Source organism: Paenibacillus sp. FSL W8-0186 (genome assembly GCF_037969765.1).
GTDB classification, from domain to species: Bacteria; Bacillota; Bacilli; order Paenibacillales; family Paenibacillaceae; genus Fontibacillus; species Fontibacillus woosongensis.
This window is the reverse complement of sequence record NZ_CP150207.1, coordinates 4,715,525-4,740,233: the sequence shown is the minus strand read 5'-3', so window position 1 is coordinate 4,740,233 and position 24,709 is coordinate 4,715,525. Positions and strand designations below refer to the sequence as shown.

The 24,709-nt window shown below is 51.0% G+C and carries 22 protein-coding genes and 1 riboswitch; of the genes, 17 read left to right on the top strand and 5 right to left on the bottom strand.

Translation table 11 applies throughout. The features are described from left to right. The first annotated feature begins 253 nt into the window (after positions 1-253). Positions 254-1,396, top strand: coding sequence for a transglutaminase domain-containing protein (locus tag MKX50_RS21300; protein ID WP_339157739.1), 1,143 nt, complete (start codon positions 254-256; stop codon positions 1,394-1,396). A gap of 124 nt (positions 1,397-1,520) precedes the next feature. Here MKX50_RS21300 and MKX50_RS21295 read toward each other — a convergent pair whose 3' ends face one another. Both MKX50_RS21295 and MKX50_RS21290 read right to left on the bottom strand, forming a co-directional pair. Then, on the bottom strand, positions 1,521-2,981 hold the full coding sequence (locus tag MKX50_RS21295) for an amino acid permease (protein WP_339157738.1): 1,461 nt from the start codon (positions 2,979-2,981) through the stop codon (positions 1,521-1,523). A 105-nt stretch (positions 2,982-3,086) separates the two neighbouring features. Continuing rightward, positions 3,087-3,282: riboswitch (Lysine riboswitch) on the bottom strand. A 126-nt stretch (positions 3,283-3,408) separates the two neighbouring features. Further along, positions 3,409-4,557, bottom strand: coding sequence for a virulence factor (locus MKX50_RS21290; protein ID WP_339160232.1), 1,149 nt, complete (start codon positions 4,555-4,557; stop codon positions 3,409-3,411). A 169-nt stretch (positions 4,558-4,726) separates the two neighbouring features. Here MKX50_RS21290 and MKX50_RS21285 point away from each other — a divergent pair, with 169 nt between their 5' ends. The 5 genes from MKX50_RS21285 to MKX50_RS21265 all read left to right on the top strand — a co-directional run bounded on the left by MKX50_RS21285 (position 4,727) and on the right by MKX50_RS21265 (position 10,220). Beyond that, positions 4,727-4,954, top strand: coding sequence for a hypothetical protein (locus MKX50_RS21285; RefSeq protein ID WP_339157737.1), 228 nt, complete (start codon positions 4,727-4,729; stop codon positions 4,952-4,954). Then, complete coding sequence (locus tag MKX50_RS21280) at positions 4,887-6,236, top strand: cytochrome ubiquinol oxidase subunit I (protein ID WP_339157736.1); 1,350 nt, start codon at positions 4,887-4,889, stop codon at positions 6,234-6,236. Before MKX50_RS21285 ends, MKX50_RS21280 begins: the two co-directional genes overlap by 68 nt. Beyond that, positions 6,233-7,264: a cytochrome d ubiquinol oxidase subunit II gene (locus MKX50_RS21275; RefSeq protein WP_339157735.1), complete on the top strand. Its 1,032-nt coding sequence runs from the start codon at positions 6,233-6,235 to the stop codon at positions 7,262-7,264. Before MKX50_RS21280 ends, MKX50_RS21275 begins: the two co-directional genes overlap by 4 nt. A gap of 216 nt (positions 7,265-7,480) precedes the next feature. Further along, complete coding sequence (locus MKX50_RS21270; RefSeq protein ID WP_339157734.1) at positions 7,481-8,431, top strand: MBL fold metallo-hydrolase; 951 nt, start codon at positions 7,481-7,483, stop codon at positions 8,429-8,431. Between the two features lie 163 nt (positions 8,432-8,594). Next, positions 8,595-10,220 carry an ATP-binding cassette domain-containing protein gene (locus MKX50_RS21265; RefSeq protein ID WP_155612015.1) on the top strand — a complete coding sequence of 542 codons (1,626 nt, stop codon included), beginning with the start codon at positions 8,595-8,597 and terminating at the stop codon, positions 10,218-10,220. Between the two features lie 728 nt (positions 10,221-10,948). Here MKX50_RS21265 and MKX50_RS21260 read toward each other — a convergent pair. After that, positions 10,949-11,137: a hypothetical protein gene (locus tag MKX50_RS21260; protein ID WP_155612014.1), complete on the bottom strand. Its 189-nt coding sequence runs from the start codon at positions 11,135-11,137 to the stop codon at positions 10,949-10,951. Between the two features lie 194 nt (positions 11,138-11,331). Between MKX50_RS21260 and MKX50_RS21255 the strand changes: the two genes are divergently transcribed. Both MKX50_RS21255 and MKX50_RS21250 read left to right on the top strand, forming a co-directional pair. Next, complete coding sequence (locus MKX50_RS21255) at positions 11,332-12,204, top strand: cation diffusion facilitator family transporter (RefSeq protein WP_213593849.1); 873 nt, start codon at positions 11,332-11,334, stop codon at positions 12,202-12,204. A gap of 236 nt (positions 12,205-12,440) precedes the next feature. Then, positions 12,441-13,481, top strand: coding sequence for an SH3 domain-containing protein (locus MKX50_RS21250; RefSeq protein WP_339157733.1), 1,041 nt, complete (start codon positions 12,441-12,443; stop codon positions 13,479-13,481). 94 nt (positions 13,482-13,575) lie between these two features. On the opposite strand, the gene MKX50_RS21245 is transcribed toward MKX50_RS21250, so the two are convergent. Beyond that, positions 13,576-13,899 carry a hypothetical protein gene (locus tag MKX50_RS21245; protein WP_339157732.1) on the bottom strand — a complete coding sequence of 108 codons (324 nt, stop codon included), beginning with the start codon at positions 13,897-13,899 and terminating at the stop codon, positions 13,576-13,578. 128 nt (positions 13,900-14,027) lie between these two features. On the opposite strand from MKX50_RS21245, the gene MKX50_RS21240 reads away from it, so the two are divergent. Further along, positions 14,028-14,612 carry a hypothetical protein gene (locus tag MKX50_RS21240; RefSeq protein WP_339157731.1) on the top strand — a complete coding sequence of 195 codons (585 nt, stop codon included), beginning with the start codon at positions 14,028-14,030 and terminating at the stop codon, positions 14,610-14,612. Between the two features lie 81 nt (positions 14,613-14,693). Here the strand turns inward: MKX50_RS21240 and MKX50_RS21235 are convergent, their stop codons facing one another. After that, the gene (locus MKX50_RS21235; protein WP_213593841.1) at positions 14,694-14,858 is read right to left on the bottom strand and encodes a DUF1328 domain-containing protein; all 165 of its coding nucleotides are present in this window, start codon (positions 14,856-14,858) and stop codon (positions 14,694-14,696) included. 260 nt (positions 14,859-15,118) lie between these two features. Here MKX50_RS21235 and MKX50_RS21230 point away from each other — a divergent pair, with 260 nt between their 5' ends. The 8 genes from MKX50_RS21230 (at position 15,119) to MKX50_RS21195 (ending at position 24,707) form a co-directional block, all read left to right on the top strand. Further along, the gene (locus tag MKX50_RS21230) at positions 15,119-15,625 is read left to right on the top strand and encodes a DUF948 domain-containing protein (RefSeq protein ID WP_213593839.1); all 507 of its coding nucleotides are present in this window, start codon (positions 15,119-15,121) and stop codon (positions 15,623-15,625) included. Between the two features lie 48 nt (positions 15,626-15,673). After that, positions 15,674-16,201, top strand: coding sequence for a hypothetical protein (locus MKX50_RS21225; protein ID WP_213593837.1), 528 nt, complete (start codon positions 15,674-15,676; stop codon positions 16,199-16,201). Between the two features lie 116 nt (positions 16,202-16,317). Beyond that, entirely contained in the window at positions 16,318-16,662 is a 345-nt protein-coding gene (locus MKX50_RS21220; protein WP_213593835.1) for a general stress protein, read from the top strand. Positions 16,663-16,803: 141 nt separating this feature from the next. Continuing rightward, positions 16,804-17,973 carry a fused response regulator/phosphatase gene (locus MKX50_RS21215; protein ID WP_213593833.1) on the top strand — a complete coding sequence of 390 codons (1,170 nt, stop codon included), beginning with the start codon at positions 16,804-16,806 and terminating at the stop codon, positions 17,971-17,973. After that, the gene (locus MKX50_RS21210; RefSeq protein WP_339157730.1) at positions 17,970-21,638 is read left to right on the top strand and encodes a response regulator; all 3,669 of its coding nucleotides are present in this window, start codon (positions 17,970-17,972) and stop codon (positions 21,636-21,638) included. The genes MKX50_RS21215 and MKX50_RS21210 overlap by 4 nt, the downstream gene beginning before the upstream one ends. 80 nt (positions 21,639-21,718) lie before the next feature. After that, positions 21,719-22,591, top strand: coding sequence for a protein-glutamate O-methyltransferase CheR (locus MKX50_RS21205; protein WP_155612004.1), 873 nt, complete (start codon positions 21,719-21,721; stop codon positions 22,589-22,591). Between the two features lie 29 nt (positions 22,592-22,620). After that, positions 22,621-24,315: a response regulator gene (locus tag MKX50_RS21200; RefSeq protein WP_339157729.1), complete on the top strand. Its 1,695-nt coding sequence runs from the start codon at positions 22,621-22,623 to the stop codon at positions 24,313-24,315. Between the two features lie 53 nt (positions 24,316-24,368). After that, positions 24,369-24,707, top strand: coding sequence for an STAS domain-containing protein (locus tag MKX50_RS21195; RefSeq protein WP_155612002.1), 339 nt, complete (start codon positions 24,369-24,371; stop codon positions 24,705-24,707). The last annotated feature ends 2 nt before the right edge of the window (positions 24,708-24,709 follow it).

Genomic DNA, 24,709 nt, shown 5'->3' with positions numbered 1-24,709 from the left:
CTGATCGCGCAATGATATTTATCACACTGTTTAATATGTTTTATATTATACCTAAACTGCTATCCATTTAAAAGGAAATCGTATAGGAAAATAAGGCATTTTAGCGTCTTTTTTGTCAGGAGGACACAAAGTCGAAAGCGGCGGCAGGAGACTGAGGATTCGACAAAACTAGAAGCCCTTTTCATATTAGGTTATGTTACAATGGGCTTGAACTAACGGGAAAAGCTATATTTTTATGCAGAAGGGTTGGGATATGATGAAGCAGCAAATCGCAAAACGATGGATTACGGCTGGGATTGCAAGTGCAATTGTGTTTGGTGCCGTACCGCCGGTCGTCGGTTATAGTGAAGTATACGCGCAATCGGAAATCGCTGCAGAGAACGTAGCCGTAACCTCTTCAACGGAGCTTCAATCCGTATTAGCCGAGCTTATGGGAGCCAGGAAAACGAGCATCACTTTGAAATATCAGGGCGCGACGAGCAACCTGAAGGATATTTTGAAGGAAGCTGTAAACGGGGCGCTGGAGAGCGATCCTTACACCAAGTATGTCGTTGACCGTTATACATATTCGTGGAAAGGTACCTCCGGTTCGGCCAAGATCACCTTTCAAGTATACTACCGGGAGACGGCAGAGCAGTCGGCTTACGTTGACGAGAGGGTAAAGGCGATTTTGAAGGAAATACTGAAGCCCGGCATGAATGAACATCAGAAAATTAAAGTGATCCACGATTATGTCGTGTTAAATATGAAATATGATGAGAAGCTGCAGAAATATACCGCATATGAAGGCTTGAAAACAGGCGAAGCGGTATGCCAGGGATATACGCTGCTAACGTACAAGCTCCTGCAGCAGGCGGGAATCAACAATCGAATCGTCGAAGGCAGTGCGGGGGGCCAATTGCACGCCTGGAACCTCGTATATTTGGGAGGACATTGGTACCATCTTGATACGACGTGGGATGATCCTGCTCCGGATATGCCGGGTGTCGTTAAATACGGCTACTATATGCGGACGGACGAGCAAATGAGAAAGACGCATACCTGGAATAACGTATATCCGGCTGCAAAGCAATCCTATCGTCAGACGCTCGGATCGCTAATTGCAGCAGGCGGCCAAGCGGCTGCCGGACTGCGGGAGCTGGAAAAGCAGCTGGAATATACGCTGTACCGCCCGGATGCTGCCCTAAGCACGGCCCAGGGAATTCAAGCTCAGGTCAAGCAGGCGAACGCCAGCAAACAGCAGACGGTAACGATCCGCTATGCCGGCTCAGAGCGGCAGCTCGTCGATCATTTGGGAAGCCTGTATGATCTTGGCCTCAGCCATATTTCTTATCTGGCCGAGCCGCTAGAAGGCACTCATGATTTGCGGGTCGAAATTCATTGGGAGAATAATTGAGTTAGCTATAATTGAGTTCATATTCCTATATTTAAGAAAGGAGCTGTCCCCGAATAGATTCATCTACTTCGGGGCAGCTCCTTTTTGCACGTATACCTGTTTCTAAAGTATGGATCGATCGGTCTTATTTTCGTGCTGGCGGCTCCAGCTCGCATTCCTGCAGGGGAACTACTTTAGTGCGTTTAATCCATTTGTACCCGAGCCAGATGACCAGGAACAAGGGAACACTGATATATGACACAACGACACCGTACCAATCGATCTGCCCTCCGGTGAAGGCCGACAGATTTTGCCCCAGAATGACAACAATACATAGTACAAAGGCAAAGATCGGACCGAACGGGAACCATTTAGCCTTGTAGGGAAGATCGTTCAGGTCCCGGCCTTGGGCAATATAGGCTCGCCGGAAGCGGTAATGGCTGATCGCGATGCCGAGCCAGGTAATAAATCCGCACATCCCCGAGGCGTTAAGCAGCCATGTATACACAATCCCGTCTCCGAACAGGGAGGCCAGGAAGGCGGTCATTCCAACCAGCGTCGTCAGCAGCAGCGCATTGACCGGCAATCCCCGGCGGCTGAGCCGTGCGAGGAACTTCGGCGCTTTGCCCCGCTTGGCTAGCGAGTACAGAACGCGGGAGGACGCATACATGCCGGAATTGCCTGCGGATAGAACGGAGGAGAGAATGACCGCGTTCATCACCGAGGCGGCGAAAGCCAGTCCGGCTTTTTCGAAGACGAGCGTGAACGGGCTGACGCCAATGCTCTCGATGCCATCCTTCAGCAAATTAGGATTCGTGTAAGGAATGAGCAAGCTGATGACGAAAATCGCCAAAATGTAAAAAATAAGGATGCGCCAGAATACCTGACGGATCGCCCGGGGAACATGCTCCCGCGGGTTGTCGCTTTCGCCGGCGGCGACGCCGACCATTTCCGTTCCTTGGAAGGAGAAACCCGCGGCCATAAATACGCCGAGGAAGGCGAAGAATCCGCCGTGGAACGGCGCATCGCCGATCGTGAAATTTTTGAAGCCGACGGCTTCGCCGCCGATAATGCCGAAGATCATCAGCACACCGACCGCCAGAAATATAATAACTACCGCAACCTTAATGGTGGCAAACCAATACTCCGATTCACCGTATCCCTTAACAGATAGAAGGTTGAGACCCAAAATGAGGGCAAGGAACAGAACGCTCCACAATAGGGAGGAACTGTCCGGGAACCAGTACTTAATAATCAGCGTTGCCGCCGACAGCTCGGCCGCAATGGTAATCGCCCAGTTATACCAGAAATTCCAACCCATCGCGAAGCCCAGAGATGGATCAACGAAACGCGAGGCGTAAGTCTCGAACGAGCCCGAATCCGGCATATACGTAGCCAGCTCGCCCAGGCTCGTCATCAGGAAATAAACCATGATTCCGACGGCGGCGTAAGCGAGAAGGGCGCCGCCGGGGCCCGCCGAGGCGATCGCTCCTCCACTGGCGAGAAACAAACCGGTCCCAATTGACCCGCCGAGGGCGATCATCGTCATATGGCGGGCTTTGAGTCCCCGGTTCAATTGAGATGTGTTTGTCTTGTTGCTGCCCATAGTCCGTATCTGCATCCTTTCAGTAAACATGAATAATAGAAAAAAACAAAAGACCGCCGGAAAGGTTCCGCGGTCTTATCGTTATACCGTGACCCCATAAACAATCCTCAAGATAGCACAACACGGCTTCCCGCAGGAGTCAGCCGTGACAGTTCTGTCCCTTTCGGCAACAGCCCCAGCATGTCCGTCCATGGGAAGCAGGACGGACACGCTTCGGCGATGCTGCCTTTCCATCCGGTTCATTGGCGGCTTCCAAGCCTCCCCGGACGTACTGATCAACATCGCGACCTCTACCTCATCCGAAATGCCGATGAGGTTCTTATTAAATTGTCAGATGAACTAATTACTCAGTATATAACAGCGGGCTGCCAAGGACAATGATCAAATATTGACATCAAGGCCGGTGGCTCAAGCAGAGCAATTGGAATCAAGCATCCTTCGCGCTGTTCTGCCGATGCTGCGCCATCTGCTGCCAGATCGTGCCTGCGGCCTGCTCTCCAGATTCGATCCGCTCAAGCGCCATCCGCGCCTGAAGGCCAACCTCGAATTCCGGGTCATCCGAAGCAGCGCGGAGCGCGTCGCGCGCTTCATCTGTGCCGACCTCGTAGAGGAAGCGGGCCGCCCGCCAGCGGACAAGCTTACTCGAATCCTGCAGCGCGGCAATCATCGCCTTCGTCGCCGCCGGATCGCCGATGTCCGACAGCGTATCGCCTGCCGTGCGGCGCACCGCCGGGGACTTATCGCGCAGCGCCTCATAGAGCAGGTCCATGGCCGGCTTGCCGATATCGCCGAGGTAGACGACGGCCAGGCGGCGCACCTGCATTTGCTTGTCGCCAAGCGCCTCGGCAAGCAGCGGCAGCGCTTCGGCATCCGGCTTCAGCGCCTCCAGGCCTGCGTAGCGAACGCGCCAGTCGTCGCTCTGCATCTGCTCGCGCACCTCGTCCAGGCTAAGCTCGCGGCGCTGCTCGACGAATTCGCCCTCGCTGCTGCCGTGCTCGATCGCCTGGGCCACGAGCGCCCGCAGCCGTTCCGGCGGGTAGGCCGCCTCCAGTTCCTGCTCCACCTCGCGGGCGATGTCCGCCAGCTCGCCGTAACGCACGCCGTAGTCGGTCAGCTTGCGTTCTTTGATCAGTGTCGCGCTGGACACCTCGGTCACCGCGGCCACGAAGCGCTCGCTGAGGCCGATCCGCTCCTCCTGGCTGCCGGATTTCACGCGAATCTGCATCGGAATGCTGCGGAAAAATTGCACGAAGACCTGCGCTTCGCCGTAGCCTTGCGCAGCCTCCGAATCGCTTTGCTCCCACGCGGAAGCAATGCCCTCCTGGCCGAACTGCGATTGAACCTCGGTCAAGATCGCCGACCAATCGGCATTGCCCTTCCGGTCAAGAGCAACGAAGTCAGCGGTATGAAAGACGCTCTTCACCCCTGGGATATGCAGCATTCTTGCAATCCATGACGGGGCTGAGCGTTCGTTGTCTAGCGTATATGTTTTGCGGATGCCCGGCTCCAGACTTTCGCTCAGATGGAGCTTCATCGTATTCGGGCTCGGCGTCGGTTCGATAAATACAATTTTCATCATTTGTTCACACTCCTTTCAATTTATTGTACATCAAGGAAAGGGTTAACCCAAGTCTCAGAAGCAAGCCCGGAAGAACGGCATGTCCAGGACCGTCAGGAATAAAAAGGAACCCGGGCGGCACACTACAGGTAGACAAATCGATTCAAAGGGGAGGCGCATTGTTATTATGTATCAGCGGCAGGAACGGATACTTATCCTTGTCTGCTTCGTCGTAGCAGTCATTATGCTGTATGCCACCATCAAGAGCGCCTTCCGGTATTTGGGCGCGCCAGCGGAGCCGGAACCCGGGCGCTGGATTATGACGAGAAGGGAGCCGAGCCAGACCCATGTTCTCTATGGACCCAGTCACATTGAGCCGGATTCTAACCGGCCTCACCTTGTTTGTACATATTAATTTCGCCTCGATCGGAGTAGGCGTCCCGCTCATTATTGCTTTGGCCGAATGGAGAGGGATTACGCATAAGGATCCCCATTATTCCCTGCTCGCCCGTAGATGGGCCCGCGGATTTGTTATTTCCGTCGCAGTTGGCGTTGTCACGGGCACATCGATAGGCCTGCAGCTCAGCTTGCTGTGGCCCAGCTTCATGCGCGTAGCCGGGCAGGCGATCGCTCTTCCGCTGTTCATGGAGACGTTTGCTTTCTTTGTCGAAGCGATTTTTCTCGGCATATACTTGTATACATGGGAGCGGTTCAGACGGCCGATCCTGCACCTGCTGCTGCTGATCCCGGTCGTGCTTGGGGCATTTTCTTCGGCATTTTTTATTACCACGGTCAATGCCTTCATGAATACGCCCCAGGGATTTACGCTGGAGAACGGTGTTTTTACGAATATCGACCCGCTTAGAGCCATGTTTAACCCGGCTACGCCGACCAAGGTATCGCACGTGCTGGCGTCTTCGCTGACGATGAGCTCGGGGCTGCTGGCGGGCATTGCCGCTTACAGCTTGCTTAAGGGGCGCAATCACCCCTATTTCAAAAAAGCACTTAAGCTCACGGTAACCTGCGCGTTCGTCTTTGCGGTATCCACGGCGGTCATTGGGGACTTCTCCGGCAAATTTCTGGCGAAGTACCAGCCGGAGAAGCTGGCCGCAGCGGAGTGGCACTTCGAGACGATGGAAAAGGCTCCCCTCATTTATGGAGGGATTCTGGATGAGAATCATGAGGTGAAATATGCGCTGCGGATTCCTTACGCGCTCAGCATCCTGGCGGGCAGCACCCCAAACACCAAAGTGATTGGCCTCGAGGAATATCCCCAGGACGACTGGCCGCCGCTGCTTATTCACTACATGTTCGATATGAAGGTGACGATCGGCATGCTGCTCGTTCTCATTCCATTCCTGTTTCTGCTGCGCCGCTGGCTGCCTGGCCGCAACAAGGGCTATCCAAAATGGCTGTTGATTGGCATTCTTACGCTGGGGCCGTTTGCGATGGTGTCGATCGAGCTAGGATGGATGTTCGCCGAAATCGGGCGGCAGCCGTGGATCGTTCGCGGCTACATGAGAGTCGTTGATGCGGCGACGACTTCGCCGAATGTCGGCTCGATGCTCCTGCTGTTCATTATTTTGTATCTCGTCCTTTGCGTATCGTGCATTTACGTATTAGCCAAGCTATTCCGCAATAAAGACGTGTTTACGGAAATGAGAGAGCGGGGAATCGAGGAAGGAGGTCAGGGATGAGCTACGAAATCATCGGAATTACGGTGCTCTGGACGTTTCTATTCGGCTATTTGATCGTGGCATCGATCGATTTCGGAGCCGGTTTTTTCAGCTATTACAGCGTCATAACCGGGCAGAAGAACCGAGTTCACCATATTATTCAGCGTTATCTTTCCCCCGTCTGGGAAGTGACCAACGTATTCCTGATCTTCTTCGTCGTCGGCCTTGTCGGCTTCTTTCCGATTTCAGCGTACTACTACGGTACGGCGCTGCTCGTTCCGGGCAGCCTGGCCACGGTGCTGCTGGGGCTTCGCGGGGCTTATTACGCCTATAATACCTACGGAAGCAGCAGGGAAGACAACAAGGTTTATATGGCGATCTATGGGGCGACGGGATTGCTGATTCCAGCGGCACTATCGACAGTGCTGGCCATATCGGAAGGCGGCATCATCCGGGAAGAGGGCGGCCATGTTGTCCTGGATTGGGCGAGTTTCTTCGCTAGTCCCTACACCTGGTCCGTCATTGTGCTGGCGCTCGTCTCCGTGCTGTACATTTCCGCCATGTTCTTGACCTATTACGCAAAAAAAGCGGGAGACCGCGTGGCCTTCGAAGTGCTGCGAGGATATGCGCTCTTGTGGAGCGCACCCACGATTGCCGCTTCTGTGCTGGCTTTTTTGCAGATCAATCGGCATAATCCCGAGCATTTCCAAAATATGCTCAGTATGGCTTGGATGTTTATTGCATCGTTTCTGTGCTTCCTGCTCGCCGTCTATTTCGTTTGGAAAAGAATCCGTCTGGGCTGGTCCTTTCTGCTCGTGATGCTGCAATTCGGCTTTGCCTGGTACGGATACGGGCGATCCCATTTGCCCTATATTCTTTATAAACAGGTCAGCATTTACGAAGGCTTCACGAACGAAACGATGGCGGTGGCGCTCATTACGGCGTTTATTGCCGGGCTGTTCATCCTGATCCCTTCGCTTGTGCTGCTGATGCGTTTGTTTCTATTCGACGCGAAATACATTCGGGGAGGATCGCCGAAGAAGGGGTGAGCTAAGCCATGGAGCATTTTTTGATGATGAGGGCGCCGCAGCTGGTCCTGATCGCCGCGGTCGTGTTTTTATTCGTTTACGCCTACCGTTATAAAGATCCTACCGATTGATTTGATTCAATCCTTTGCTTTTACGGGTGTATATGTTCTAAATATAGTAAAATAAAAAACGCAAAGAACAAACTGGAGGGGAGATAGAAGGAGGGTATCCTCAAGCATGGCCAAGAAACGCTATACGAACATCGACAATGTCAACACTGACAAAACCTTAAAGCAGTTCAGACAATGGCGGGAGGAGCGGCGCAGCAAGAAGAAAGACTACTCCTACATCATTCCGAACTCTACGCCGCAGCTTGATTTTTTGCGGGCCAATACAACCGAGCTTACTGTGACCTGGATAGGCCACGCTACATTCCTGATTCAATACAAGGGCCTGAATATCGTAACCGATCCCGTCTGGGCCGGGCGAATGGGATTTCAGCGCAGGCTTGGAACGCCGGGAATACCGATTGCCGACGTACCCGAGCTTGATGTTATTCTTATTTCCCATTCCCACTATGATCATATGCATATTTCTTCCATCCGCAGGCTGTATGGGGCAAACACCCAGCTCATCGTGCCCATCGGCTTAGGCCGCAAGCTGCGGCGCAAAGGGTTTAAGCGCGTTCACGAGCTGAGCTGGTGGGAGCATCTGGAGATCGGCGACGCCAAAATTTCGTTTGTGCCGACCCAGCATTGGACGCGGCGGACGCCGTTTGATACGAATACGTCGCATTGGGGCGGATATGTTCTGGAACCGGCGAGGACAACGGAAGGACAGCAGGAGCACGTCGTTTATTTCGCCGGCGACAGCGGCTATTTCCGCGGCTTTGAGGAGATTGGCAAGCGCTATAAGATCGATATAGCCTTATTGCCGATTGGAGCCTATGAACCGGAATGGTTCATGACCTCGCAGCATACGACTCCGGAGGAGGCGCTGCAGGCATTTCTCGACGTGAAAGCTAAGCTGATGATTCCGATGCATTACGGGACGTTTCGGCTTGCCGACGATACCGCGCGGGAGGCGCTTGATCGCTTGGAGGAGGACCGGAAGCGCAGGGGTATCGCGGAAGAGGCCATCAAGATCCTGCTTCATGGCGAGACGCTCCGTTATCCGGGAAGCGGATAGGGGATTCCGGCCAAGACCGTACGAAGATATGCAGTGACTGCGAAGACGCACATGACGTGCGTCTTTTTTTGCGGGCAAATCGTTTTCGACTGGGGCGGGCGGCCATGATTTATGCTATAATGTTGACCAGTGTGTATTATTGATAAAGGATGGTAATGCCGAAATGATAAGTACTACTGGTGTAACGCTCCGCTATGGAAAACGAGCACTTTTTGAAGATGTGAATATAAAATTTACGCCGGGGAACTGCTATGGCCTCATCGGCGCGAACGGGGCGGGGAAATCAACCTTCCTCAAAATTCTGTCCGGAGAGATCGAGCCGAACCAGGGCGAAGTGCATATGACGCCGAACGAGCGTCTTGCGGTGCTGAAGCAGAACCACTATGAATATGACGAGTACCCTGTCCTGGAGACGGTGATCATGGGGCATACCCGTCTGTATTCCATCATGAAGGAGAAGGACGCTTTGTATGCCAAGGCGGATTTCTCCGAAGAGGACGGCATGCGGGCCGGGGAACTGGAAGGGGAGTTTGCGGAGCTGAACGGCTGGGATGCAGAGCCGGATGCTGCTGCGCTTCTGATCGGACTCGGAATACCGCGCGAACTTCATGACAAGAAGATGGCTGAGCTAAGCGGCAACGAGAAGGTACGTGTATTGCTGGCTCAGGCTTTGTTCGGACGTCCGAACAACCTGCTGCTGGATGAGCCGACGAACCATTTGGATTTGGAATCGATCCAATGGCTTGAGAATTTCCTCATGGACTATGAGGGAACAGTTATCGTTGTATCCCATGACCGTCACTTCTTGAATAAGGTCTGTACGCATATCGCGGACATCGACTTCGGCAAAATACAGCTCTATGTCGGCAACTACGACTTCTGGTATGAATCTAGTCAATTGGCGCTGCAGCTGCAGCGTGATGCGAACAAGAAGAAGGAAGAGAAGATCAAAGAGCTTCAAGCGTTTATTCAGCGGTTCTCCGCGAATGCTTCGAAATCGAAGCAGGCTACATCCCGGAAGAAGCAGCTGGACAAAATCACGCTCGACGATATCCGTCCTTCGAACCGGAAATATCCGTTCCTGCACTTTAAATCCGAACGCGAGGCAGGCAAGCAGCTTCTGAGCGTCGAGGGCTTGACCAAGACGGTGGAAAGCGAGAAAGTGCTGGATAACGTCAGCTTCGTTGTTAATAAAGGCGACAAAATTGCTTTTGTTGGGCCGAACGGCCTGGCGAAGACGACCTTCTTCCAAATCGTAATGGGCGAACTGGAAGCGGACGCTGGAGAGTACAGCTGGGGCGTAACGACTTCACAGGCGTATTTTCCTAAGGATAACTCTAAATATTTCGACGGTGTCAACCTCAATCTGGTTGAATGGCTGCGTGAATATTCGCACGACCAGGATGAGACCTTCCTCCGCGGCTTCCTGGGCCGGATGCTGTTCTCCGGGGAAGAGGCGCTGAAGAAGGCGAGCGTGCTGTCCGGGGGCGAGAAGGTTCGCTGTATGCTGGCGAAAATGATGCTGAACGGCGCGAACGTGCTTCTGTTTGACGAGCCGACGAACCACTTGGACTTGGAGTCGATTACGGCGCTCAATAACGGCTTGATCGATTTCGACGGCACGATTCTGTTCACGTCACATGACCATCAGTTCATCCAGACGATTGCCAACCGGATTATCGAAATTACGCCAAATGGCATCATCGACCGCGTTATGACCTACGATGAATACCTGGAGAGCGAAGAAATTCAGAATCTGCGCAAGCAAATGTATCCTGAAGAGAAGTAATCGCCAACCTGGCGCTAAATGCAGAAGGGGCTGTCCCAGAAGTCATCATAGATGACTGAGGGGCGCCCCTTTCTCCGTTTCTGTGGAACTGGAATCAACTTCTGTGAATCAATTTCTCCCTTACCTGCATTTCTTCTCTAGCTCATCTCATATAACTGTTAGACATAAGCAGTCCGGACTAAATGGAATTCATGTATCTATTATGCCCTAAACGAATGGTTTAATGGATTAAATGGATTTTATGCACCTAAAATCAAGAATTCCGCCCATAATGGACAATTTCCTTTTTCCAAAGACATAAAATCCATTTAAATTTACTTTTCATTCTTTACCGCGAACACTAACTACTATAATTCCATTTAAAACGTGAAATCCGCGATTCATGCTCGGCGTGAGGGGGGGAGTGTAATTGGTCTCATCAAGGGCAACCGGTGATAGAGAGCGCGAATGCTCGAGCCGGAGCCAGTGTTTGACGATATGAAGAACGACCGGGACTTCAAAAGATTCCTGCCTCGAGGCTTATCAACAGTAAATCTGGAGATCGGGTGGCTGTCCCTTCCCACAATCTGTTTAAGACGCCCGCAGTCGATGCCAAAAACCAAGGAGCTAAGCGAGAACAAACGACTTAGTTCCTTGGTTTTTTTACGATTTCTATCCTATTTTGCTGGTGAGGGTGCTCCAAGGTTTATTTTTGGAACACCCTCTTTTGCGTCTTGGAGCTGCTTCTCCTATGACCCGCCTGTACGGCGACGCTGGTTATTCGGTTTTTTATTGTTCTGGCTCTTCAACGTTTTTGTCTGTTGGTTTCCGGAGAATCCTGGCTTGTTTGCCGCAGCCTGCTGCTGTTTTTTCTGCTGCAGCTTCTGGCGCATCGCTTCGGCCAAGTCGATTTTCCGCGGTTCGTTGCTTTCTGACATGTCAATCATCTCCTATAGGGAAAGGGGTTGCTCTTATTCTATACGTTTTTAAATTATTGGACAACGGGAATAATGAATAACGTTTGCTTTAGCCCGGGGCAACACTGTTTCTCTAGACTCACACGAAGTTCATTTGCTACGATGATATAACCATATTTTGTTTTTCAAATAGAGAAGGAGCTGGAGGTGCAGATTTGGACATTTATAAAGATATACGCAAAGGAGAGCGGGGAGCCTGGATCAGCATTTCCGCTTATCTGGTTCTATCTGCATTCAAACTGATTTGCGGATATCTCTTTGCATCGAGCGCCCTTTTGGCAGATGGCTTCAACAACGTAACCGATATCGTGGCTTCGCTTGCGGTATTGATAGGATTGCGCATATCCCAGAAACCGCCTGATTCCGATCACGCATACGGGCATATGCGAGCGGAGACAATTGCTGCTTTAGTGGCCTCTTTTATTATGGCGATGGTAGGAATTCAAGTCATTTACGGTTCGATTCGTTCGCTTGTGGCTGGAACAGAGACTGAGCCGGATATTCGCTCGGCAGGGGTTGCATTGATCTGTGCGGCAGCGATGTGGCTCGTTTATGCCTATAATCGCAGGCTGGCGAAGCAGATTAACAATCAGGCGCTAATGGCAGCGGCCAAGGATAATTTTTCTGATGCATTGGTGAGTATCGGGGCGGCCATCGGAATTATCGGCGCGCAATTCGGGCTTCCATGGCTGGATACCGTTGCCGCCTTTGCAGTCGGCCTGTTAATTTGCAAGACCGCCTGGGATATATTCAGGGACTCGACGCATCGGTTGACCGACGGCTTCGACGAGAGCGAGCTGGGAGATTTGCGGAGCTCCATTTCAAGAATCCAAGGCGTAGAAGGGATACGGGACGTGAAGGCGCGCGTCCATGGCAATCATGTGCTGGTTGACGTCGTCATCGAAGTAGACCCGCTGCTTACCGTGATGGAGAGTCACGAAATCAGTGATCGCGTTGAGGAGCAGATGCGGCGCATCCGCAACGTGATGCATGTTCACGTTCATGTTGAACCGAAGACCGGGACGTAGAAAAGAACCGTTAGAGTGTACATGCTCTGACGGTTTTTTATGTTGGGGAGAAAAGGTACTAAGACCTATTTTCGGAATTTATACTAGGTATTTCGTAGCCTAGTCAAATACATAACACGAAAATCGACTTATTTAGACATTTATCGACAAAGGATATAATGGTTAGAAGTTAAAAAGAAAGGAGGAATTAACAGAATACCCCATATTTCCAACTACATCTAGGAGGTTTTTCATCAATGAAACGGAGTGTGGCGATTTTATTATCGAGTGCCATGGCATTATCCATTTATTCTTCCATGCCGGCGTTGACTTCGGCGGCGGCTTCATCCCAGAGTGCCGTGCAGTCTACGGGCCAGATCGTGGCAGGCGTCAATTTGCGAGACAAGCCGTCCCTGTCAGGAAAGGTCATCGGCTCATTGAAGAAGGGGACGTCGGTGCAAATTCTGGAACAAAGCAACAGCTATTTCTATAAGGTGAAGGATGCTGCCGGGAAGGTCGGATATGTGAGCGCGGCGCCAAAATATATTACGGTTAATGGTACGGCTTCTGCACCGGGGTCAGCGGAGACGAAGCAAAGCGGCCGCGTTATCTACGGAGTGAATCTGCGCACAGCGCCGTCCACGTCCGGGGAAATCATTACGATGCTGAAAAAAGGAACTGGCGTCACTATTTTGGAACAAACCAACAAATCATTTTACAAGGTAAAAAGCGAGAATGGCCTGACCGGATATGTCAGCTCATCGAGCAAATATATAGAGCTCGCCAAGGGCGGTGCGTCCCAAGGGAACGGCGGTTCATCTGCTCCTGCTCCTCAGCCATCCATTCCGGCGAATATCAAACAGCAGGTGGATAAAGTGATCCAAACGGGCAAGCAGTATATGGGCACGCCTTACGAATTCGGATCCAACCGCAATACGACGGCTACCTTTGACTGCTCCGATTTCGTAAAACATATTTATAAGAAAGCCCTTGGCATTACGCTGCCGTCCGATTCCCGGAAGCAAGGAGCGTGGATCAAGGAGAACAGCCAGCCAGTCTATCGGATTAGCGATCTGAAGGCTGGGGACCTGGTCTTTTTTATGAGCTATAAGGGTTCGTCCGCTTCCGCTTACGCGGGGATCGACAGGGATAAGGAACGGATTACACATGTTGCCATGTACATCGGAGACGGCCAGCTGCTGCATACTTATTCCGTCAAATCGGGCGGCGTCCGGATTGATAAGTTCGATGGTTCGTGGGAACGTCGTTTTCTATACGGGGGCAGTGTGCTGAAATAGTTTAGCCCCAAACTAAAAATCGCTCCGCAGAACCCGGGAAATCCCTGACTCTGCGGAGCGATTCGTGCATTAAGGCATGATCCTATGTTATATATTAGCTATAGTCCGGCACATAGTTTGGAACGTAAATCCAGGCTTTGCCGAGCCAGGTGTATATTTCCACCCAATCGTCGATGATTTGGCCAGTCGGATGCACCGATTGCGGGGCAAGGGCGCTTAGCATATCTCCGTTCGGAGCGCTATAGAAGTTAGTAATGCTTAACAATTCAATCGGGTTCGGAGCGATCACCGTGTGTTCAGCTTGAATGATAGGTTCGTCAAGAACCGGTACGGCAGGATCGGCTTCAGCTGCTGAGGCTCCGGTAGCCAGGGCGGCGGAAAGAATGACGGAAGCGGTAATGGCTGCAAATTTTTTCAAATGAAACTCCTCCTTGAATATATTTGGTTGTATTCTTTGTCGTACTTATGTAATAAACAATCAAGCAACTTCAGAATCATGATAAATGATAGATTTTAATAAATGGGTTGTTAAAGGAGCGATTTGGCGTGAAAAAAAGACGGTCATGGGGGCGGCTGCTGCTCTTGCTTCTGCTGGTATTCGCTTTGCTTGCGGCTGCTGCAGTCTGGTATATCCGCCCGGAGCGCAGCCTCGATTTAAATTATTCGGAAATACGCTGGAAGGACAAGCTGGAAAGGATGATCGAAACCCGCAGGCCGGAAGTGGAGCTGACGGAGAAGGAATTGAATGATCTGGCCAAGCAAAATTTGATCCGCGCCCTGCAGAGCCGTGGCGAACTCCCCGTTAAGATTACAGGTACGGAGTTCGAGCTTGCCGGCAATCGGCTTACGGTCTATTTGAACGGTGCATGGGGAGCATTGGAGTTCGGGGGCGAAGCCCGGTATGTGATGGAATATTCGCGGGGCCGGTTAGTTTTGACCCCGGAAGAAGCCAGGATCAGAAGTCTGTCACTTCCACCGCAAATCTTCGGGCTGGGGAAGGTGGAAGTGGATCCAGGTCCCTTTGTACCTGAACCGGTTGTCATACGGGATATAGTCTTCAACGATCAGCAAATAACGGTTAAGCTTACATTGGATTGGCTTGAAATCGCACGGTACTTGTCTTCCTACTAATGCAACAAAAAGGCGGCTGCTTCGTCATGAAGCGCCGCCTTTTTCAGCAGGGATTTGCCGAACGGATGATGGTCTTATCTATTAAAGTGAACGGCTGCGTCCGGTGAAGAGAGAAATCACGAACAAGATGAGGAAAATGAAGAAAAGCACTTTAGCGATCGAAGCAGCTGCTGCTACAATGTTAAAAAATCCGAAAATTCCTGCAATAATCGCTATCATCAGAAAAATAACTGACCATTTCAACATGATAATCACCTTTCCTTCATAGTAAAATAGTGTAGTATGAGGCTTAAAGCGACAAAGGCTGGATGTGTAAAATGTCCTATGTGAAGTGATTCCAAAATGCTGTTCCGTCGCTTGTAGTTGTCATTAACCGGGTGAAATCTGGATGAAACAGAGGGCCCTTATGCAGAAAGCCCCCTAAGACAGACGTTGTTTCGTCCAGAAAGGCCAAGGGTAACTAAGGAATATCAACGGAAGTCAGGACAGGAAAGAGAGGGAATGGTATGATTTGGCAGATTAGTGTTGCAATCATTGCCGCAGCATTTGCGGTACTAGTCGTTTTTCTAGTAAAAACTTTGCAGGCTGCGGAGAAGTCTCTGGATAAAACGACCCAGACGCTGCAGGAAATCCAGAAGACGGTGGATGAACTCAGCTATGAAGTCAAGCAGGTCGTTAGGCAGGCGAATAGCATTACGGAGGATGTCGAGCATAAGATGAAGCAGCTCGATCCCGTGCTGGAATCCGTGAAGAATGTAGGAGATGTATTAAACGAGGTGACCCTTGCGGCTAAGCAGGTATCCTCTTCGCTAATCGGCAGGGTGAAGAAAACCGCGCATAAAGCGAAAAGTACGGCTGGACCGGAGCAGGGCGCAAGTGAAGAACATCCGATCGACCGTTCTATGCATACTTATGGCTCGGCCTACGATGGTCCGGCCAATTCCAAGCCGGATCCCGGTTGGATGAAATGGGTGGATATCGCCTCTGGCGTTTGGCAAAAATACCGCTCGTGAACATAGGATAGGAACGGATCGGCAAGTTTCCAAGAAGAGGTGAGAACGATGCTGAACATGATGTTATTGCTGCTCGGGCTCTTAACAGCTTCTCCAGACCATACTCCAGCAACCGTGGACAGCATTCCGCGGCTTCCTGTGAAACTTGCCCAGACGCAGCAATCCAATCTCAAGCCCATCACGGAATTTGAGTCGATGGGCGAGGTGAGCCTTTTCGACGACCGCGACAGCGTCGTCCGAAAGAAAGGCAAGCCGCTGTCGATCAACAAGGATGTTTATTCGGGCTATACTGAATATCAGTACAAGGACATTACTGTCGGATTAAGTGAGGATTTGGTATATTATGTCCATGTGGATGTGGACGCAAGTGCGGAGGGCTGCCCCGGAAAAATCCAATTGAACGGACAATGGCTCCCGCTGGAGAAGCAGGAGATTGCGCAGGCTCTCGGGGAGCCTGACTTTACGGCGGAAGACGGAGATGTATATATCCGTGATTTGGCGGCGGTAAAAATATATCGCCATCCGGCGACAAAAGCTATTGTAGGCGTCGACTTGTTCGATACGATCGCATTTTAACCATGTTTAAATAAAAACATGAAATATTTTGTTTCAAACGATGCGGAAAAGGGTAATAACAGCCCGTGGCGACAGAGAAGGATAGGATTCATTATAGACAAAGGAGAGTGCTGACAATGAGTATGACGGACAAGAAGTCTTATGCCAAGGTGGTTCAGAACGGAGTTCAGGCGGTAGAAGCCGTAAATGAGCTGCGCTCGGCCGGATACGCGAAGGACGATATCTTTGTGCTCGCCCATGAGCAGGACCGTACGGAACGAATTGCAGACACATCCGATGCGAATGAAATCGGCATTAAGGAGGAAGGCATCTTCGATGCCATCGCCAACCTCTTCCGTTCGCGCGGCGACGAACTCCGCGCCAAGATCGAATCCTTGGGATTCACGAAGTCAGAGGCTGCCTTTTACGAGAAGGAGCTGGATTTGGGCAAAGTACTAGTTATAGCAAGATATACGGCTTAATGAAGAGGAACTCTCGCCCTGAAGCTATAGGATCAAAACATGGATAAGGAATGGGGAACCGCTCTCCCCCATTCCTTATCTATGTTTTTTTACGCAGAACGAGGAGTTTAGGGCCTATTTTTCGTTGTGAGGAGAATTCAGGTGAAAATATTAATCGTGGATGACAATCCGACTAACATAATTATTATTCGAGAGATATTGAAAAAAGAAAATTACAGAAATACGGTAGCGGCTTCTTCTGCGGCAGAGATGTTCCAACGGCTGGGAATCGAAGAACCAGGAGGCGAGCTGATGCCTGGGTCTTCTGATATTGATTTGATATTGCTGGATATGATGATGCCGGAAATGGACGGTATTACGGCCTGCCGCATCATTCAGAAATATGAGAGGCTAAAGGATATTCCCATCATTATGGTTACCGCAGTCGGCGACTCCAAGAAGCTGGCTGAAGCTCTTGACGCCGGGGCGGTCGACTATGTGACGAAGCCGATCAATAAAGTAGAGCTCATGGCGAGAATCCGCCTGGCGCTCAGGCTAAAGCAGGAGAAGGATTGGCATAAGGAAAGAGACCAGCGGATTCAGGAGGAATTGAAGCTAGCCGCGCTGGTGCAGCATGCCGTTCTAAGCTCCGCCATCGACGATCCGCAGTTCGCAATCGATGCCATGTACAAGCCGTCCTTTGAGCTGGCCGGAGATTTGTATTCCTGGTATCCGCTCGGTGAAGGGCGGTACGGTGTAATACTTCTGGATATGATGGGTCATGGTATATCTTCATCTTTGTTCTGCATGTTCATCGCTTCGGTGCTCAAAGATACGGTCAGCACCTACGTTGAGCCTGAGAAGGTCGTGCAGGAGCTAAATCGGCGCTTTAATCAGCTTCATATCGAAAATCAGCTCGTGCAATATTACTTTACAGCCATTTACCTTGTCGTCGATACGAAGCATAAGAAGATCGATTACGTCAACGCCGGGCATCCTCCAGCGCTGTTCTTCCAGAAGGGGAGAGAGGTGGTCAGGCTGGAAACGGTATGTCCGCCTGTAGGATTGTTCGACAAGATGGAGACCGAGACTCATACGATTTCGTATGAAGGAGAAGGCCATATCGTCCTGTATACCGATGGTTTAATGGAAGTGGTGGAAGGGACGCAGGATGAGCAGATCGAATACCTGGAACGGACCTTGGACGGGAGCCGCAGGCTGGACAAGGATTTGATGCAGCGGTTATTTTTTGACGAGGGACACCTGCAGGAGCGGGAAGACGATAAGTGCCTGGTCTGGATCACGCTTAAAGAAGGAGAGATTAGCGAATGAAAATCAGAAGCAAGTTAATTATCGGCTTCAGCTCACTTCTGATCATCATGCTGGTATTGACTTTCGCCAGCTACGAACGGCTGCATTTTATGAATACCCAGCTGGACCACGTGTATCAGGACGGCTATATGAAAGTAAAGGCTTCTACGGGAATGCGCGGCGATGTGAACGATATGGCCCGGATCCTTACGAATATGGTTCAAGTGAAAAACCAGGATTATTTCGTGCAAGAGAGCGGCAAGCTCGAGAAAAGAGCGGAGTCGGCGCAGCAGAATATGCAGCTGCTCCGTAACAGCCTGACGAACGGGGATGAGCGTCAGCTCATCAAGAAGATTGAAGAAGCAAGCCTGGACTTTACAAACTATCAAGCGCGCATTATAGCGCTTCTGAGCAATGAGCAATATGATCGTGCCAACGAATACCGGATTTCTTCCGGACAGGATATCCAGGATCGTTTGCTGGATACACTGAATGATCTGAAAGATTACCTTGATATTCAGATTGAGGCCGAAATCAAGGAGGCAAATGATGCGTATCAGAGCTCGATCCAGATTACGGTCGCGACGATGACGTTCGGCCTGCTCTTGGGGCTTGGTATCGTGCTGTGGGTGCTGCCAAGCATTACCAAGGGGCTTAGCGTCGTTAATGCCATGATCAAGCATTTTGGCAAGGAGCAGTTCGAAGAGATCCGAAACATACCGTTCCAGTCTAGAGACGAGATAGGCAGCGTAGCCCGTGTCTTCCAGGAGCTGAGCGAGGATCTGCGGGAGAAGCAGGAGCTTGAGAGGAGGTTCGTGCAGCAGCAGAAGGATTTGAACTGGATTAACTCGAACCTGGCGCGAATAACCGAGCTGCTGCATGGCATCAACTCGCTGGAACAGATATCGCAGATGTTCATCAATGAGTTTACCCCGGTTCTTGGCGGAACAGTCGGCGCCATTTATATCCGGAAGGAGAGCGAAAACCCGGACGAGCTGTATCTGGCGGGAAGCTATGCCAAGGAAGGAGAATTGAACTCTCCGGCGATGTTTAAGGTTGGCGAGGGCCTCATTGGCCAGGTTGCCCTTGATCATAAGCCGATATCCCTTAGCGAAACGCCGGCAGATTACTTGTCTGTCCGCTCGGCATTGGGTGAAGCGAAGCCTGCCCATGTGCTTATTTATCCAATCCTGTTTGAAGACGAGCTGCTGGGTGTCGTCGAATTGGCCTGCCTGGATCAATTTACATCACTTGAGGAGCAATTGCTTGGAGAGCTGACGGTGAATTTGGGCGTCGTATTAAATAACGTCAACCGCAGGCTTCGTGTCGAAGAGCTGCTGCGCGAATCGCAGGCTCTGACTGAGGAATTGCAGGTGCAGTCGGAAGAGCTGCAGACGCAGCAGGAAGAGCTTCGCCGCTCCAATGAAAGCATGGAGAAGCAGACAGCGGCGTTGAAGCGCTCTGAAGAACTGCTGCAGCGGCAGCAGGAGGAGCTGGAGCACTACAATACGGAGCTGATCGCCAAGACCCGCGCCCTCGAGGAGCAGGTTCAGGAAGTTAAGGAGAAGAACGAGGAGATCGAGAAAACAAAGGAAGAACTGGAGCGTCATGCCTCCCAGCTTGCTGTCACGAGCAAATACAAGTCGGAGTTTCTGGCGAATATGTCGCATGAGCTGCGTACTCCCCTGAACAGCCTGCTTATTTTGTCTCAGCTGCTGTCGGAGAATAAGGATAATAATTTGACGCCAAAGCAGGTTGAATATGCCCAGACGATTCATATGTCTGGAACGGATCTGCTGAAGATGATCGACGAGATCCTCGATTTATCGAAGGTGGATGCCGGCAAAATGGAAGTAAATCAGGAGTCGGTCAGTATGGAGGAGCTTGAGCGGTTCGTCGAGCATAATTTCCGTCCCGTTGCCGAAAGCAAAGGCATCCAGCTGCGGCTGGAAGTAAGCCCCGAAGTGCCGGAACGAATTATGACCGACGGCCACCGCGTAAAACAGATTTTGCGAAACCTGCTCTCGAATGCATTTAAATTTACAAATGAGGGCGAGGTTGCATTTCTGGTCAATATGGCCTCCCCGGAACAATTGCCTAGCTACCTCGAGGACAACCGCGAGTACTTGGCGTTGACGGTCAGGGATACCGGAATCGGTGTGCCAGAGGATAAGACAGACTTGATCTTTGAGGCCTTCCAGCAGGTGGACGGGACGACGAGCCGCAAATACGGCGGAACCGGCCTCGGTCTCTCGATTAGCCGGGGGTTGTCCGCGCTGCTTGGCGGCGGAATCGGCCTTGTTACCAAGGAAGGGGAAGGCAGCAGCTTCACGCTGTATTTGCCGAAGGAACCGGGATCCAAGCTGTTTGGGGCATCGAAAGAGGCGGCTGCAACTGCCGTCATTGGATCTCCGAGGCTGAGTCAGGAGGCCTTCGCGCTGCCTGCGCCGGCAGAGGAGCAGGCTGCTGCGCCCCACCCGATTGAGGATGACCGGGAATTGATCGCAAGCGAGGACAAAGTACTGCTTATTATCGAGGATGACGTCGTATTTGCCAAAATCCTGCTGGAAATGTCACGGAATCACGGCTTTAAAGGACTCGTTGCCGTTCAAGGCGACGAGGGACTGCGCCTCGTTCATAAATATTTGCCGGATGCGATCATTCTGGATATTCAGCTGCCTGTCATGGATGGCTGGTCGATTCTGAACGAGCTAAAGAGCGATGCCAAGACAAGGCATATTCCGGTACATGTTATTTCTGTCGTCGATGACGCGAAGCAGGGTTTAATGATGGGAGCGATCGCCTACTTGCGCAAACCATCCTCAAGAGAGCATCTCGAACGAGCCTTCACTTATATTGAGTCCTATACGGAGAAAAGCCTGAAGCATCTGCTGATCGTGGAGGATGATGAAATTCAGCAGAAATCGATTATCGAATTGATCGGCCATGACGACGTGGCTATCACAGCGGTGGCTACGGGAGCCGACGCTCTCGAAGAACTGCGGACGAAGCATTATGATTGCATGGTGCTCGATCTGATGCTGACGGACATGACCGGCTTTGAATTGCTCGATCAAATCCGTGATGACGAGAATTTGAACGATCTGCCGATCATTATTTATACCGGCAAGGATCTGGATAAGAAGGAAGAGACAAGGCTCCGCAAGTATGCCGAGTCGATCATTATCAAGGACGTTAAATCGCCGGAGCGGCTGCTCGACGAGACGACACTGTTCCTGCACCGCGTGGAAGCGAACCTGCCGGAGGACAAACGGAAAATACTTCAGAAGCTGCACAACAAGGAGGAACTGTTCGAAGGTAAGAAGATTCTGCTCGTAGACGATGACGTCCGGAACGTATTTGCGTTATCCAGCGTACTTGAAGGCTATCGGATGAACGTGGTTTATGCCGAGAATGGCCGGGAGGCGCTCGAGATATTGGAGGAGCAAAGCGATTTCGATCTTATTTTGATGGATATGATGATGCCTGAAATGGACGGCTATGAAGCGATGCGCCGCATTCGGGAGAAGCCGGAGTTCGCAAAGCTTCCAATTATTGCCTTGACCGCCAAGGCGATGAAGGAGGATCGCTCGAAATGTATTGAAGCCGGGGCCTCCGATTATGTGAAGAAGCCGATCCAAACGGATCAATTACTCTCATTGATGCGTGTATGGTTGTATTCGTAAGCAGAATAACGGGGTAATAATATTTTAGAAGGCTGTTCAGGCAGCAAGCTGTATTTTATTGAGAAAGCGGAGTTGAATTCATGTCATCCAGTGATTTTATAGACTTTGAAGATGATATTCCTTATGACCCTAACCAGAGCGAGCGTGAGAATATCGAGATTGAGCTGCTGCTGGAGGGAGTCCATCGTCTGTATGGTTATGATTTTCGAAATTATGCCGCTCCCTCTCTGCGCAGAAGGATCTGGCATCATGTGCATTCCGAGCAGCTGCAGACGATTTCCGGACTGCAGGAGAAAATTTTCCATGACCGGGAGTGTTTTGAGCGTTTTGTAAACAACCTGTCGATTCCGGTGACGGAAATGTTTCGCGACCCGAATCTGTTCCGGGTATTTAGGGAGAAGGTTATCCCCCTGCTGCGAACTTATCCTTATATTCGCATTTGGCATGCGGGCTGCTCCACGGGAGAAGAAGTGTACTCCATGGCCATATTGCTTCATGAGGAAGGTCTCTACGATAAAGCCCGCATTTATGCTACCGATATGAACGACAGATCGCTGCAAATGGCCAAAGAGGGGATCGTCGGGATCCAGAAAATGAAGCAGTATACGAAAAATTATTTGGAGGCGGGCGGGACGCGCTCGTTCTCCGAATACTATACGGCGAAATATAACTCGGTTATTTTTCAGCCGTTTCTGCGCAAGAACATTATTTTTGCCGAACATAACCTCGCGACAGACCGCTCCTTCAATGAGTTTAATGTTATATTTTGTCGTAACGTGATGATCTATTTTGACGAAACGCTGCGAAACCGCGTTCATTCCCTATTTCACGAAAGCTTAAGCCACTTTGGCGTACTGGTGCTGGGTGCTAAGGAATCGATTCATTTTACGGACTTCACGGACTGCTACGAGGCGTTGGACCGTGAAGAGAAAATATATCGAAAGGTCAAGTGATCTTTCGACAGAATTGGCAGGAGGATTTCATGGGGGTTGAAGAACCGATTCACATTTTGTTGGTAGACGACCGTCCTGAGAATTTAATGGCCCTGGAAGCCGTGCTGGGCAGCGAACAATATAAGCTCGTACTGGCCACATCGGGCCAAGAGGCGCTCAAATATTTGCTCAAGGATAATTTTGCCGTGATCGTGCTTGACGTGCAAATGCCGGGAATGGATGGCATTGAGACAGCCAGGCTGATCAAGGCCCGGGATAAGACGAAGGATATACCGATTATATTCATTTCGGCGAACAGCAAGGATGCAGAGCATTTATTCGAGGGCTATTCGGCGGGTGCGATCGATTATATGGTCAAACCGTTTATTCCGCAAATTTTAAAATCGAAAATCGATGGCTTCGTGGATATGTACATCACGAACCAGCGCCATAAGACACAGAGCATGCTGCTGCAGCAGAAGACGCAGGAACTGGAACGGATCAACGATGAATTGGTGAAGGCCAAGGAGGCAGCGGAGATTGCCGCGAAGGCCAAGACGGAATTTTTAGCGATGATGAGCCATGAGATCCGTACCCCGATGAACGGCGTCATCGGCATGATCGATTTGCTGCTGGAAACGGAGCTGCAGGATGAACAGAAGGAATATGCCGAGATCATCCGCAACAGCGCGAATACCTTAGTGACGATCATTAATGATATACTCGACTTTACGAAAATGGAATCTGGAAAAATGGAGCTGGAGGAGAGCCCGTTTGAGCTTCGAGCCGGCATCCAGGAAGTGTTTAACATGTTTTTGGTCGATGCCAGCCGCAAGGGCTTGGAACTCGTGTACTTTATGGATGATGGCATTCCTCAGGTCCTTTATGGAGATATGGGGCGATTACGTCAGGTGCTGATTAATTTGATAGCCAATTCCATTAAGTTCACCGACCAGGGCGGGATTTATTTGGTCGTATCTTCAAGCCGCGACAAAGACGATCCAGATAAGCTCATTTTGGAATTCACGGTGAAGGATACCGGTATCGGCATTGCTCCTGACAAGGTCGACAAGCTCTTCAAGCCGTTCTCGCAATTGGATTCGTCCATGACAAGAAAATACGGGGGAACCGGCCTCGGCCTCGCCATATGCCAGACGCTGGTACAGTTGATGGGGGGCGAAATCCGGGTGGAGCCCCAGGAGGAAAAAGGGGCTGCCTTTACCTTTTCGGTCCAGGTTCGCAAATGTGTAGACGAGGAGGAAGAGCCGAATTATTGCGTCTGTCCTCCAGCGGAAGGCAAGCTCCTGCAGCCAGAGCGGATGCTTGTTGTCGATGACCATCCCATCAACCAGCGCCTTATGGTCAGCATGCTGAACAAGCTGGGTTATGAAGCCATTGTAGCTGAAGACGGAGCCGAGGCTGTCCGTATGGCTCTGGAAGGGGACGGGTATTCAATGATTTTCATGGATTTGCAGATGCCCGTTATGGACGGTCTCGAAGCTACAGAACGGATTCGTGAAAGCCAGTGCCCTGACAGGCAGCCACCCGTCATCATTGCCATGACGGCGAATGTGATGGAGGGCGTAAGGAGCAAGTGCCTGAAGGCGGGGATGAACGATTACATCAGCAAGCCGGTGAAGCTCAGCTCTGTGAGGAAGATGATAACCAAGTACAGCAGCGGAGCTATTCAGGGATCGATGAAGCAGCTGCAGGAGACGTACCGGGAAAGCGTGGTTGATTCATAACTCGTCCTTTCGGGTTATGAATAGAGAAAACATTTTTCAGGAGAGAGTGGTCTATGAATACAAATAAGAATGATAAGTTTTCAGCTACGTCGCAACTGGAGAACGGCACCTGCACGGTGTATTTACGAGGTGAGCTGGATTTGTCCGTTGCTCCTGATTTCCGTCAGGTGATGGAGCCGCTTGTCGGGGATGGGGAACTGCATCTGATCATCAACATGAAAGACTTGAAATATATCGATAGTACGGGTATCGGAATTCTGTTGTCCATCCTAAAAGCAAGACATGGCATGAAGGCGGAGTTCCTGGTAGAAGAAGTGCCTGATCAAATCCAAAAGCTCTTCGATATGACAGGGATTGCCAAGTTTTTTGCCGCACAAGAGAATTCCCAATAGGA

Coding starts and splice junctions, on each gene's coding strand:
- MKX50_RS21300 (WP_339157739.1), top strand. CDS start 254: ATGATGAAGCAGCAAATCGCAAAACGATGGATTACGGCTGGGATTGCA.
- MKX50_RS21295 (WP_339157738.1), bottom strand. CDS start 2,981: ATGGGCAGCAACAAGACAAACACATCTCAATTGAACCGGGGACTCAAA.
- MKX50_RS21290 (WP_339160232.1), bottom strand. CDS start 4,557: ATGAAAATTGTATTTATCGAACCGACGCCGAGCCCGAATACGATGAAG.
- MKX50_RS21285 (WP_339157737.1), top strand. CDS start 4,727: ATGTATCAGCGGCAGGAACGGATACTTATCCTTGTCTGCTTCGTCGTA.
- MKX50_RS21280 (WP_339157736.1), top strand. CDS start 4,887: ATGTTCTCTATGGACCCAGTCACATTGAGCCGGATTCTAACCGGCCTC.
- MKX50_RS21275 (WP_339157735.1), top strand. CDS start 6,233: ATGAGCTACGAAATCATCGGAATTACGGTGCTCTGGACGTTTCTATTC.
- MKX50_RS21270 (WP_339157734.1), top strand. CDS start 7,481: ATGGCCAAGAAACGCTATACGAACATCGACAATGTCAACACTGACAAA.
- MKX50_RS21265 (WP_155612015.1), top strand. CDS start 8,595: ATGATAAGTACTACTGGTGTAACGCTCCGCTATGGAAAACGAGCACTT.
- MKX50_RS21260 (WP_155612014.1), bottom strand. CDS start 11,137: ATGTCAGAAAGCAACGAACCGCGGAAAATCGACTTGGCCGAAGCGATG.
- MKX50_RS21250 (WP_339157733.1), top strand. CDS start 12,441: ATGAAACGGAGTGTGGCGATTTTATTATCGAGTGCCATGGCATTATCC.
- MKX50_RS21235 (WP_213593841.1), bottom strand. CDS start 14,858: ATGTTGAAATGGTCAGTTATTTTTCTGATGATAGCGATTATTGCAGGA.
- MKX50_RS21230 (WP_213593839.1), top strand. CDS start 15,119: ATGATTTGGCAGATTAGTGTTGCAATCATTGCCGCAGCATTTGCGGTA.
- MKX50_RS21225 (WP_213593837.1), top strand. CDS start 15,674: ATGCTGAACATGATGTTATTGCTGCTCGGGCTCTTAACAGCTTCTCCA.
- MKX50_RS21220 (WP_213593835.1), top strand. CDS start 16,318: ATGAGTATGACGGACAAGAAGTCTTATGCCAAGGTGGTTCAGAACGGA.
- MKX50_RS21210 (WP_339157730.1), top strand. CDS start 17,970: ATGAAAATCAGAAGCAAGTTAATTATCGGCTTCAGCTCACTTCTGATC.
- MKX50_RS21205 (WP_155612004.1), top strand. CDS start 21,719: ATGTCATCCAGTGATTTTATAGACTTTGAAGATGATATTCCTTATGAC.
- MKX50_RS21200 (WP_339157729.1), top strand. CDS start 22,621: ATGGGGGTTGAAGAACCGATTCACATTTTGTTGGTAGACGACCGTCCT.
- MKX50_RS21195 (WP_155612002.1), top strand. CDS start 24,369: ATGAATACAAATAAGAATGATAAGTTTTCAGCTACGTCGCAACTGGAG.